Origin of the sequence: Micromonospora sp. Mcm103 (genome assembly GCF_024519755.1) — a bacterium.
GTDB classification, from domain to species: domain Bacteria; phylum Actinomycetota; class Actinomycetes; order Mycobacteriales; family Micromonosporaceae; genus Micromonospora; species Micromonospora aurantiaca.
Genome location: NZ_JALJRJ010000010.1, coordinates 21,120 through 33,884, shown reverse-complemented (window position 1 = coordinate 33,884; position 12,765 = coordinate 21,120). Strand labels below are relative to the sequence as shown.

6 protein-coding genes are annotated in these 12,765 nt (G+C 73.8%); all 6 read left to right on the top strand.

The genetic code is table 11. The annotated features are described in order from the left end of the window. Positions 1-88: 88 nt before the first annotated feature. A complete protein-coding gene (locus OC439_RS14515) occupies positions 89-3,334 on the top strand; it encodes an efflux RND transporter permease subunit (RefSeq protein WP_262013872.1) in 3,246 nt (1,081 codons plus the stop codon). A gap of 117 nt (positions 3,335-3,451) precedes the next feature. After that, positions 3,452-4,273, top strand: coding sequence for a polysaccharide deacetylase family protein (locus OC439_RS14510; protein ID WP_262013871.1), 822 nt, complete (start codon positions 3,452-3,454; stop codon positions 4,271-4,273). 9 nt (positions 4,274-4,282) lie between these two features. After that, positions 4,283-5,527, top strand: coding sequence for an MFS transporter (locus tag OC439_RS14505; protein WP_262013870.1), 1,245 nt, complete (start codon positions 4,283-4,285; stop codon positions 5,525-5,527). A gap of 64 nt (positions 5,528-5,591) precedes the next feature. Beyond that, positions 5,592-6,494, top strand: a complete 903-nt coding sequence (thrB, locus tag OC439_RS14500) for a homoserine kinase (protein ID WP_262013869.1) — start codon at positions 5,592-5,594, stop codon at positions 6,492-6,494. A 336-nt stretch (positions 6,495-6,830) separates the two neighbouring features. Further along, on the top strand, positions 6,831-8,912 hold the full coding sequence (gene rho / locus OC439_RS14495) for a transcription termination factor Rho (protein ID WP_262013868.1): 2,082 nt from the start codon (positions 6,831-6,833) through the stop codon (positions 8,910-8,912). A gap of 139 nt (positions 8,913-9,051) precedes the next feature. Further along, a complete protein-coding gene (locus OC439_RS14490; protein WP_262013867.1) occupies positions 9,052-12,480 on the top strand; it encodes a phosphodiester glycosidase family protein in 3,429 nt (1,142 codons plus the stop codon). The last annotated feature ends 285 nt before the right edge of the window (positions 12,481-12,765 follow it).

Here is a 12,765-nt window from a genome sequence, read left to right as displayed (position 1 = left end):
CGGCTGGGGCGGATGCCGGGAGTGTCGGGGCGTGCGGCAGACTCAGACACCCCCCTGCCGGACACCTCTCCAGGAGTGAGTAACGCCGATGTCGCTGCTCGCCAGATTCAGCCTCGCCAACCGGGGGCTGATCGCCCTCGTCGCGTTGGTGACCACGGCCTTCGGCCTGTTCGCCGTGCCGTCGCTGAAGCAGCAGCTCCTGCCGTCGCTGGAGTTCCCCGCCGCGTTCATCGTGGCGACGTACCCGGGCGCCGCGCCGGAGATCGTGGAATCCCAGGTCGCCGAGCCGATCGAGAACAGCCTCAAGGGCATCCCGGGCCTCGACGAGGTCACCTCGACCTCGCGCGAGGGCGCGGCGACGGTCCAGGTGCAGTACGAGTTCGGCACCGACCTGGACGACGTCGTGAACAAGATGGAGACCGCGCTCAACCGGATCGACTCCCAGCTCCCCGAGGGCGTCGACCCGCAGGTCATCGCCGGCAGCACCGACGACCTGCCCGCAGTGGTGGTCGCCGCGACCGGTGACGGCGACGAGCGGGCGCTGGCGGAGAAGCTGCGCAACGCCGTCGTACCGGAGCTGGAGGCGCTGGACGGCGTCCGCTCGGTGGACGTCACCGGCGCGCGCAACCAGGTCGTGACGATCACGCCGGACCCGGCGAAGCTGGCCGCCGCCAAGGTGGCACCGACCGCCATCGCGTCGGCGCTCAAGAGCAACGGCGTGGCCGTGCCGGCGGGTGCGCTCGCCGACGGCGACCGGTCGCTGCCGGTGCAGGTGGGCACGCCGATCCGGACCGTCGACGACCTGCGCGGCATCGTGCTGACCACGGCTCCCGCCGCCCCGGTACGCCTCGGCGACGTGGCCGCCGTGGAGCAGCAGCTCGCCCCGGCCACCTCGTTCACCCGGACCAACGGCAAGCCCAGCCTCGGCATCGCGGTGACCGCCGCGCCGGACGGCAACGCGGTGGAGATCTCGCACGAGATCCGGGACCGGTTGGACGAGCTGTCGAAGACCTCCGGCGCCGAGCTGACAGTGGTCTTCGACCAGGCCCCGTTCGTCGAGAAGTCCATCGAGAGCCTGACCACCGAGGGCCTGCTGGGCCTGGTCATGGCCGTCGTGGTGATCCTGGTGTTCCTGCTGTCGGTGCGCTCCACCGTCGTCACCGCGGTGTCCATCCCGCTGTCGGTGCTGGTCGCGCTGATCGTGCTCTGGTCCGGCGACTACTCGCTGAACCTGCTCACCCTCGGCGCGCTGACCATCGCCGTCGGCCGGGTGGTGGACGACTCCATCGTGGTGCTGGAGAACATCAAACGCCATCTGGAGTACGGGGAACCGAAGCGGGACGCGATCCTCACCGCGGTCCGCGAGGTGGCCGGCGCGGTGACCGCGTCCACGCTCACCACTGTCGCCGTGTTCGCGCCGATCGCCCTGGTGGGCGGCTTCGTCGGGCAGCTGTTCGCACCGTTCGCGATCACCGTGACGGTGGCGCTGCTCGCCTCGCTGCTGGTGTCGCTCACAGCCATCCCGGTGCTGGCGTACTGGTTCCTGCGGCCGCGCGGCGGCGCCGACGACGCCGCCGCCCGGCGGGCCGCCGAGGAGAAGGAGCTGCGCAACCCGTTGCAGCGGGCGTACCTGCCGGTGATCGACTTCGCCACCCGATCGCGCAAGACCCGCTGGGCCACTGTGGGCCTGGGGCTGCTCGTGCTGCTGGGCACGTTCGGCCTGGCGCAGAAGCTGGAGACGAACTTCCTGGACGACTCCGGCCAGGACACGCTCGCCATCCGGCAGGAGATGCCGGCCGGCACCTCGCTCGCCGGCACCGACCGGGCCGCCGCGCGGGTCGAGGAGGTGCTGCGGCGTACGCCGGGGGTGGAGACCTACCAGGTCAGCGCCGGTGGTGGGGACAACCCGTTCGCGGGCGGCGGCAGTGACCGGGCCACCTGGTCGCTGTCGCTGTCCGACGACACCGACGCCGCGGCGGTACGGCAGGACCTGCGCAAGGAGTTCGACGCGCTCGGCGCGGAGGTGGGCGAGCTGACGTTCGGCGGCGGGCAGAACGCCTCCGCCAACCAGGTCGAGGTGGTCGTGCAGGCCGCCGACCAGGAGACGCTGACCCGGGCGGCCGAGGCGGTACGGGGCGCGATGGCCGGCACGCCGGGCGTGGAGGACGTCACCAGCAGCCTGGCCACGCAGGTGCCGCGCGTCGAGGTGACTGTGGACCGGGTGGCGGCGGCCCGCGCGGGTCTCACCGAGGCGGCAGTCGGGCAGCTCGTCGCGCAGACGTACCGGGGTGCGCCGCTCGGGCAGGTGACGCTCGACGGTACGGCGCAGAGCGTGGTGCTGAGCAGCGGCGCCCGGCCGCCGCTGACCGTCGACGAGCTGCGGGCGCTGCGGGTCGGCGCGGTGCCGCTGGACGCGATCGCCGACGTCGAGCAGGTGGACGGTCCGCAGCAGGTGACCCGGATCGACGGGGAGCGCAGCGTCTCGGTCACCGGCACGGCGACCGGCTCGAACCTGGGCGCCACCACGCAGGAGCTGCAGAAGCGGCTGGACGCGCTGGACGTGCCGGGCGCCACGTACGTGATCGGCGGTGTCAGCGCCGACCAGGCGGACGCGTTCGCGGACCTCGGTCTCGCGGTGCTGGCCGCCATCGCGATCGTCTTCCTGATCATGGTGGCGACGTTCCGCAGCCTGACCCAGGCGCTGATCCTGCTGATCTCGGTGCCGTTCGCCGCGACCGGCGCGATCGGGCTGCTGCTCGTCACCGGCACGCCGTTGGGTGTGCCGGCGCTGATCGGCGTGCTCATGCTCGTCGGCATCGTGGTGACGAACGCGATCGTGCTGATGGACCTGATCAACCAGTACCGGGCCCAGGGCATGGACGTGACCGAGGCGGTGGTGGAGGGCGGCCGGCGCCGGCTGCGGCCGATCCTGATGACCGCCGTCGCCACCATCTTCGCGTTGCTGCCGATGGCGCTCGGCCTGACCGGCGAGGGCGGCTTCATCTCCAAGCCGCTGGCGGTCGTGGTGATCGGTGGCCTGCTCAGCTCGACGCTGCTGACGCTGGTGCTCGTGCCGACGCTCTACACGATGGTCGAGCACACGAAGGGCTCGTTCCGGAACCGGCGGCGGGGCGGCGCTCCCGAGCCGGTCGGGCCGCAGCCGGAGCCGGACCCGGTGCCGGTGACGGTCGGCGGCGGGGAGCGCGCCGAGGAGCGGGCCGTGGTGGCGCCGCCGCCGGCCCGCCCGTCGGGCGCGCTTGTCGACGGCACCGACCAGTTCGAGGTGCTCCGCCTGCCCAAGAGCCGCCAGTCTCCGCTGCCGCCCACCGAGTGACGGACCGGGAGGGGCCCCGCGCGGGCCCCTCCCGGCGCCTCGGCGCGCGGGACACACCGGAACCGCGTCGGACGGTACGCTCAGTGAACTGCTGCCTACTTTCGGTTCGGGGGTGCGATGGCGGGGGGTGCGGGCCGGTGGGACCGGCGTGCCGTGCTGCGCCGCTCCGCGCTGCTGCTCGGCGGGGCCGCGGTCGGCTCGTTCGCGACCGCTGAGAGCACCTGGGTGGCCGACCGGAGGCTCCCGATCGCGGGCGGGCCGGCGAGCGCCACGCTCGGCAACCGCCACCAGGAGGTCGGCACCGGCGGGCTGCAGGTCGTCTGGGGCGTCCGCACCGAGGAACCCCTGGTGGCGCTCACCTTCGACGACGGCCCCCGCCCACAGTGGACCCCGATGGTGCTCGACACGCTCGCCGAGCACCGGGTGCCGGCCACCTTCTTCCTGGTCGGTGAACGGGCCCGCGAGCACGCCGCGCTGGTCCGCGGCCGGATGGACGCCCACGAGGTCGGCAACCACAGCTGGGCGCACCGCGACCTGGCCCGGATGGACGCCGCGACGGTCTACGACGACCTGCGCCGCAGCCACGACGCGATCACGGCGGCCACCGGCTCGGCGCCCCGGCTGCTGCGCCCGCCGTGGGGCCACCTCGGTGGGTCGGTGCTGTACGCGTCGGCCCGGCTGGGCTACCGCCTGGTGCTCTGGACGCTCCAGATGGTCGAGAGCGAGTTCCCGCACGACCCGGCCGGCCACGCCCGGCGCATCGTCGCCGACGTACGCCCCGGCACGATCCTGCTCGGCCACGACGTCGGCACCGACACCCGGCTCGTCGCGCTCCGCGGCCTGCCCGACATGATCAACGGTCTGCGGGCCCGGGGATACACCTTCGTCACGGTCTCCGACCTGCTGCGCCGCGCTGCCGCGACAGGGGCGGCCCGGTAGGGTGCCCGCGTGTCACCCACCCTGTCGGTCCTCGTCCGCAACCGCGACTTCCGCCATCTGTTCCTCGCCGAGCTGGTCGTCTTCGGCGCGGACTGGTTCGTCATGGTGCCGCTGCTGGTGCTGCTGCCCGACCTGACCGGCAGCGGGGTCTGGGGCGCGCTGGTGCTGGCGGTGGACACCGGCACGACCGCGTTGCTGCTCCCGTACGCCGGAACGATCGCCGACCGGTTCGACCGCCGCAAGGTGATGATGGTGGCCAACGTGGGCGCGCTGGCCGGGGTGCTGCTGCTGCTCGGCGTGCGCAACGCCGGTACGGCCTGGCTGGCGCTGGCGGCGATCGCGCTGGTGGCCGTGGCGAAGGCGTTCTACTCGCCGGCCGCCCAGGCCGCGCTTCCGAACGTGGTCGACCCGGAGGACCTGGCCGCGGGCAACGCGGTGGCCGGTTCGGCGTGGGGCACGATGACAGTGGTCGGCGCCTCGCTCGGCGGGATCCTGAGCGCCGTCGCCGGCCCGTACGCCAGCTTCTGGGTCGCCGCCGTCGGCCTGGTCGCCGCCGCGGGCCTGGCCGCGCTGATCCGCCGGCCGTTGCAGGCGCCGCGCGACCCGGCGGCGACGGCGCCGCGCACGTGGGCGGCGATCCGGGAGGCGCTGCGCTACATCGCCCACCGCCCGCGCGTGCTGGCGCTGGTGACGGTCAAGTCGGCGGTCGGCCTGGGCAACGGCGTGCTGACCGTCTTCCCGCTGCTCGCCGGGGTGTACGGGGTCGGCGCGGTCGGCGCCGGTCTGCTCTTCGCCGCCCGCGGCGCCGGGGCGCTGGTCGGCCCGATCATGATGCGCCGGGTGCTGAGCAACCGGGCCTGGCTGCTCACCGGCCTGGCGATGTCCATGTCGTTGTACGGCCTGGCCTACCTGGGCGCGTCGGTGGTGACCTGGTTCCCGCTGGTGCTGGTCCTGGTGTTCCTGGCCCACCTGGGCGGCGGCAGCAACTGGGTGCTGTCCAACTACGCGTTGCAGGGCGAGGTGCCGGATCGGCTCCGGGGAAGGGTCTTCGCCACCGACATGATGCTGGCGACGCTCGCCATCGCGGTGAGCCAGCTGGTGGTGGCGCTCGTGGTGGACCGGGTGGACGAGCGCACCGTGCTGGCCGGCTGCGGCCTGGTCACCGTCGTGTACGCGATCGGCTGGCGGTTCGCCACCCGGCGGCTCTCGCTCACCGACCCGGTCGACACGCCGACCCCCGAGCGCACCGGCTGACACGCCGGTCCCACGGTCCGGGCGGTCCGGCCGGGCTGTCGGGGTGACGTCCTAGCATGAGCCGGTGCCGACCACATTCACCACCGGCCCGGTGCGGGTCCGGGTGCCCGCGACCAGCGCCAACCTGGGCCCCGGCTTCGACGCGCTCGGGCTGGCCCTGGGCCGCCACGACGACGTCACGGCCGAGGTGACAGACGGCGGCGTCCGGGTGTCGGTCACCGGCGAGGGCGCCGGCGAGCTTCCGTCGGACGAGCGGCATCTGATCGTCACCGCGATGCGGGCCACCTTCGACGCGCTCGGCGCGCAGCCGGCCGGTCTGGCGCTGGAGTGCGTCAACCGCATCCCGCAGGCCCGGGGTCTCGGCTCGTCGTCGGCGGCGATCGTGGCCGGGGTGCTGGCGGCCCGCGCGCTGGTCGCAGGCGGCGAGCGGCGGATGGACGACGACGCCGCGCTGCGCCTGGCGGCCGAGCTGGAGGGGCATCCGGACAACGTCGCGCCCTGCCTGCTCGGCGGCTTCACCATCGCCTGGACCGAACCGGGTGGCGCGCGGGCGGTCTCGTTGCCGGTGGCGCCGGCCGTGCGCCCGACCGTCTTCGTGCCCGCCGAGCGGGGTCTGACCTCGGTGGCCCGGGCGGCGCTGCCGGCCACCGTGCCGCACGCCGACGCGGCGTCGAACGCGGGCCGGGCGGCCCTGCTGGTGCACGCGCTGACCGTCGATCCCGCACTGCTGCTGCCGGCCACCGTCGACCGGCTGCACCAGGAGCAGCGGGCGCCGGGGATGCCGGCCACGGCGGCGCTCGTCGCTGAGCTGCGTGCGGCGGGTGTGGCGGCTGTGGTCAGTGGGGCGGGGCCGACCGTGTTGGCGCTCTCCGAGGTCCCGGCGGGATTCCGGCTGGGAACAGACTGGCGCCGGTGGGAGTTGCCGATAGATGTCAGCGGTGCCCGGGTCATCCGGGGTAGACTTTGACACGCCGAGCGGGGCCCTGTTGCCGCAGGTCGGACGAGGCGATTACGCTCTAGACCTAGCACAGCCGCGAAGCATGCGATCTTCCTGCGGTTCGGCGCACCCCCGAAGCTCTCGGCGGTAGCCCGTCACCCCTGCTCAAGGCCCACGCCGCACCGCAGTTTCCACAGGTCGCCGCAGACGGCGAGACCTGCTCACCGATGGTGGTGAGTCGGGAAACCACCGGCTGCTGTGTCACAGACTCCCGCGACGCGTCCATGCGAGGCGGGTGCACCGAGGCCGCCCGGCCACCTGGTTCCACGACTCCGGGCAGCCCGGCCTATCGAGGGAAGGAATCCATTGAGCGACACCACCGACGTGACGTCGGATGTTTCCAACGTCGCTGGCGATGCCACCACCGCCGCCCCCACGCGCCGCCGGCGGAGCGGCACCGGTCTGTCGGCGATGCTGCTGCCGGAGCTGCAGAGCCTGGCCGCGTCGCTCGGCATCTCTGGTACCGCTCGCATGCGCAAGGGCGAGCTGATCAGTGCCATCACCGAGCGGCAGCAGGGCGGCGCGGCCGGAACCCCTCGACCACGAGCCGAGGTGGCGGCGGCTGCTGCTCCCGCCCGTGAGGAGGTGCACGCGGAGGTCCGTGAGGAGCGGGCCGAGGCACGCCCCGCCGAGCAGGCGCCGGCCGCCGAGGTGACCGAGGGTCGTACCCGCGGTCGCCGCAGCCGGGCCGCCGCCGCGACCACCGAGGCCCGACCGGCCGAGGCGCCGGCGACCGAGGCGCGGCCGGCCGAGACGACGCGCGCCGAGGAGGTGCCCGCCGAGACCGGCGAGCGCGCCGAGCGTGGCGGTGACCGGGCCGAGCGCGGTGAGCGCAACGAGGGCCGGGGCCGTGAGCGTGGCGGTGACCGGGCCGAGCGTGGCGGCGACCGGGCCGAGCGTGGCGGCGAGCGGGCCGAGCGCGGCGAGCGCAACGACCGGGGTGACCGCAACGACCGTGGTGACCGGGCCGAGCGTGGCGAGCGGGCCGAGCGTGGTGACCGCAACGAGCGGGGCGACCGGGGCGAGCGCGCCGAGCGCAACGACCGGAACGAGCGCGGCGACCGCAACGACCGCAACGACCGGGGTGACCGTAACGACCGTGGTCAGCGCGCCGAGCGGGACAACGACGGCGACGACGACGGCGAGGGCGGCGGCCGGCGGGGCCGGCGCAGCCGGTTCCGGGACCGTCGTCGCGGCCGCGGCGAGCGGGGCGAGGGCGACAGCGGTGGCGGCCGCGAGCCGCAGGTCGGCGAGGACGACGTGCTCGTCCCGGTCGCCGGCATCATCGACGTGCTCGACAACTACGCCTTCGTCCGGACCACCGGCTACCTGGCCGGCCCGAACGACGTGTACGTCTCGATGTCCCAGATCAAGAAGTACGGCCTGCGCCGCGGTGACGCGATCACCGGCGCCGTGCGGGCCGCACGGGACGGCGAGCAGCGGCGCGACAAGTACAACCCGCTGGTCCGGCTGGACACCATCAACGGGATGGAGCCGGACGAGGCGAAGCGCCGGCCGGAGTTCTACAAGCTCACGCCGCTCTACCCGCAGGAGCGCCTGCGGCTGGAGACCGAGCCGCACATCCTCACCACCCGGGTGATCGACCTGGTCATGCCGATCGGCAAGGGCCAGCGGGCGCTCATCGTGTCGCCGCCGAAGGCCGGTAAGACGATGGTGCTGCAGGCGATCGCGAACGCGATCACCCGCAACAACCCGGAGTGCCACCTGATGGTGGTGCTCGTCGACGAGCGGCCCGAAGAGGTCACCGACATGCAGCGGTCGGTGAAGGGCGAGGTCATCGCGGCCACGTTCGACCGTCCGCCGCAGGACCACACCACCGTGGCGGAGCTGGCGATCGAGCGGGCGAAGCGCCTGGTCGAGCTGGGCCACGACGTGGTCGTGCTGCTCGACTCGGTGACCCGGCTCGGGCGGTCGTACAACCTGGCGGCGCCGGCCAGCGGCCGGATCATGTCGGGTGGTATCGACTCCACCGCGCTCTACCCGCCCAAGCGCTTCCTCGGCGCGGCGCGCAACATCGAGAACGGCGGTTCGCTGACCATTCTCGCCACCGCGCTTGTGGAGACCGGGTCCATGGCGGACACGGTCATCTTCGAGGAGTTCAAGGGCACGGGTAACGCCGAGCTGAAGCTGGACCGGAAGATCGCCGACAAGCGGGTCTTCCCGGCGATCGACATCAACCCCTCCGGCACCCGCAAGGAGGAGGTCCTGCTCGCGCCGGAGGAGCTGGCGATCATCCACAAGCTCCGCAAGGTGCTGCACTCGCTGGACTCGCAGGCGGCGCTCGACCTCCTGCTGGACCGGCTCAAGCAGTCCCGCACCAACATCGAGTTCCTGATGCAGATCGCGAAGTCCACTCCGGGCGAGTGAGCTGACGGTTCCGACGAACGAGGGGCACGGCCGCATCGGCCGTGCCCCTCGTCGCGTACCGGTGCAGGTCGTGAAGTTTTTCTACGGTTAAGCCGCTAGGTATTGAAACTTCTGTTCACCGTCGGGTTGACTGTCGTCCATGCGAACCCGCAGTCGACCCGCCCGCCTCGCCGGCGTCCTGCTGCTGACGCCGTTGCTGACCCTCACCGCGCCGCCACCGTCCGCCGCGACTGCCGCGCCGTCGGCCGTCGCGCCGCCGGGCGCCACCGCCGCCGAGGACGCGCCACGCGCCTCCTCCCGCCCAGACTCCGCCGTCGCGCTCGCCGGTGTGGAACCGGCCGGCGGGCTGGAGACCGCCAAGACCACCCGGCCGGTCGCGCCCGGCCTCGACCTGACCTCCTTCGACAGGTACGACGCGGCCGGCTGGCTGCGCGCCGACGCCCTCACCGCGGACCTGGCCGGCGGGCTCACCGTCGACTACGTGAACTCCGGTGAGGTCACCAAGGACGAGCCGCTGCGCGCCGCGGTGGATCGCTCCCGTGCCGTCGCGGCCGTGAACGGCGACTTCTTCGACATCAACAACTCCGGTGCCGCCCAGGGCGTCGGCGTCCGCTCCGGCGAACTGGTGCAGTCCCCAGTCGCCGGGCACCCCAACGCCGTCGGGATCAGCGCCCAGGGCATCGGCCGGGTCGTCGAGGTCGGCTTCGAGGGCACCGCGACGCTGCCCGCCGGGCCGGTGCCGCTCACCCAGTTCAACAACATGGTGCAGCGCGACGGCGTGGGCGTGTTCACGCCGCTCTGGGGGTCGTACACCCGCAAGCGGGCCGTGGAGGGCGCGACCCGGACGGTCGAGGTGACGGTGACCGGCGGCCGGGTGGCGAGCGTCGCCACCACGGCGGGCGAGGGGCCGATCCCGGCCGGCACCACCGTGCTGCTCGGCCGCGAGGCCGGCGCCGACGCGCTCGCCGTGCTGCGTCCCGGCGACGCGGTGGACCTGACCTGGCGGCCGCGGGCCTCCGACGGCGGTGACCTGCGCGCCGCCGTGGGTGGCGGCAACGTGCTGGTCCGCGACGGCGTGGTGCAGAGCATCGCCGACGCGTCGCTGGCCCCGCGCACCGCCGTCGGCTTCTCCGCCGACGGCCGCAAGATGATCATGCTGACGGTGGACGGCCGCCAGGTGGACAGCCGCGGCGTCACCCAGACCGAGATGGGCCGCATGATGGCCGAGCTGGGCGCCGCGAACGCGCTCAACCTCGACGGCGGCGGCTCCTCCACGCTGCTCGCCCGGGAGCCGGGCGCGGCCACGGTCCAGGTGGAGAACAGCCCGTCCGACGGCAGCGAGCGGCCGGTACCGAACGGGCTCGCCGTCTACGCGCCGAAGGGCAGCGGCCGGCTCACCGGCTACTGGCTGGAGACCGCCAGCGACCCGACCGCCGCACCCGGCGTCGCGCCGGTGCGCGGCGGCCGGCCGGACCGGGTCTTCCCCGGCCTCACCCGCCGGCTCACCGCCGCCGGATACGACGAGACGTACGGCCCGGCCGCCGGCGAGCCACGCTGGCACGCCACCCACGGACGAGTCGACGGCGACGGCGTGTTCCGGGCCGCCGTCCCCGGCCACAGCACCGTCACGGCCGCCCGCGGCCGGGCCCGGGGCACCATCGAGCTGACGGTGCTCGGCCCGCTGCAGCGGATCGACGGCACCGTCGACCGGGTCGGCCTGGACCGGGCCGGCGACAGCGGCCTGTTCGGCGTGGTCGGCTACGACGCCGAGGGCAACACCGCGCCGATCGAGCCGGCCGACCTGACGCTGGAGTACGACAGCGACCTGCTCTCCGTCACCCCCACCGCCGACGGCAACCTGGCCGTCAAGGCGCTCGCCGCGACCGGCTCGGCGCTGGTCACCGCGCGGGTCGGCAACCGCACCACGGTCCTGCCGGTGACCGTCGGGCTGACCGACGTGCCGGTGGCCGGGTTCGACGACGCGGCGTCCTGGAAGTTCAGCCAGGCCCGCGCCTCCGGGTCGGTCGCACCGGCCGAGGGGCACACCGGGGGCGGGCTGCGGATGTCGTACGACTTCAGCCAGTCCACCGGCACCCGGGCCGCGTACGCCGACCCGCCCGCCTGGATCGACGTCCCCGGCCAGCCGCAGGCGTTCGGTATGTGGATCAAGGCGAACGGCACCGGCGAGTGGCCCAGCCTGCACCTGCACGACGCGCAGGACACCCAGTTCGTGCTGCGCGGCCCGTACCTGGACTGGACCGGCTGGAAGTACGTCGAGTTCGCCGTACCGCCGGGCGTGCAGTACCCGGTGCGGGTGCGCCGGTTCTACGTGGCCGAGACCGACCCGGCCAAGCAGTACCGCAGCGAGGTGGTGATCGACGACCTGGTGGCCCGGGTGCCGCCGGACGTGCAGGCGCCGCCGGAGCCGAACCGCACCGACCGGGTGGTGCTGCGCGACGGCACTGTGGACGGGGCGCCCTGGCGCTTCGCGGTGCTCTCCGACGCCCAGTTCGTCGCCGCGAACCCGGACAGCGACCTGGTCGCCCAGGCCCGCCGTACGCTGCGCGAGGTCCGCGCCGCCCGGCCGGACTTCCTGATCATCAACGGCGACTTCGTGGACACCGCCTACCCGGCCGACTTCGCCCTGGCCAAGCGCATCCTGGACGAGGAACTGGGCGGCGAGGTGCCGTACCACTACGTGCCCGGCAACCACGAGATCATGGGCGCGCCGATCGACAACTTCCGGAGCGTCTTCGGGGACACCTCGCGCGTCTTCGACCACCGGGGCACCCGGTTCCTCACGCTGAGCACCGCCACCGGTTCGCTGCGGGGCGGCGGGTTCGACCAGGTGGAGCTGCTGCGCCGGACGCTCGACCAGGCCGCCGCCGACCGCTCGGTGGGCTCGGTGGCGGTGTTCTTCCACCACCCGCCGCGCGATCCGAGCCCGGCCAAGGCCAGCCAGCTCGGCGACCGCAAGGAGGCGGCACTGGTCGAGCAGTGGCTGGCCGACTTCCAGCACCGCACCGGCAAGGGCGCGGTCATGGTCAACGGCCACGTCGGCACGTTCCACGCCGACCGGGTGGACGGCGTGCCGTACGTGATCAACGGCAACTCGGGCAAGGACCCGTCCACCCCGGCGGCGCTCGGCGGGTTCACCGGCTGGACCGAGTTCGGGGTGGACCCGGTGACGCCGGGGGAGGCCGAGCGGGCCCGCCGTGACCCGCTGGCCGAGGGGCCGCGGTGGGTGAGCGCGGAGATGCACGCCCACGTCGACCGGCTCGCGGTGACCGCCCCCGCGCAGGTGTCCCGGCGTACGCCGGCCGACGTCACGGCCACGCTCACCCAGCCCAGCGGCCGGCAGGTGCCGGTGGCCGCGCCGGTCAGCGCCGACTGGTCCGGTTCGCCGAACCTGCACATCGGCGGTGCGGCGGGCGTACGCCCCTGGCACGCCGCCCGCTTCGACCCAGTTACCGGCAAGCTGACCGCCCTGCGCCCCGGCGCCCAGGTCCAGCTGACGGTCACGGTGAACGGAGTGAAGGCCGAGGCTCAGGTGACCACGACCCGGTAACCCAACCCCCGGGCCCCGCCCCGGTGATCATGAAGTTGGCCCGGACAAAAGCGACAGGAAACGCCGCTAACTTCATGATCGTCGGGGGCGGGCCGGGGGCGGGCCGGGCCCGGGTGGGAGTGGGTGGGGTGGGGGTGGGAATGCTGACGGGTGGGCCGGCGTTGGAGGTGGCGGACCTCCTGTGCCGGGTGGAAGACGCCCGTGGCAGACTGGTCAATCGGCCACCGGTTCCGGTTCACGCCCGAGCCCGTCGTGACGACGGGGAGCACCGACGGCGACCCGGCG

Excerpts from the sequence above, each read along its gene's own strand:
- OC439_RS14510 (WP_262013871.1), top strand. The coding sequence starts at position 3,452 with ATGGCGGGGGGTGCGGGCCGGTGGGACCGGCGTGCCGTGCTGCGCCGC.
- OC439_RS14490 (WP_262013867.1), top strand. The coding sequence starts at position 9,052 with ATGCGAACCCGCAGTCGACCCGCCCGCCTCGCCGGCGTCCTGCTGCTG.
- OC439_RS14515 (WP_262013872.1), top strand. The coding sequence starts at position 89 with ATGTCGCTGCTCGCCAGATTCAGCCTCGCCAACCGGGGGCTGATCGCC.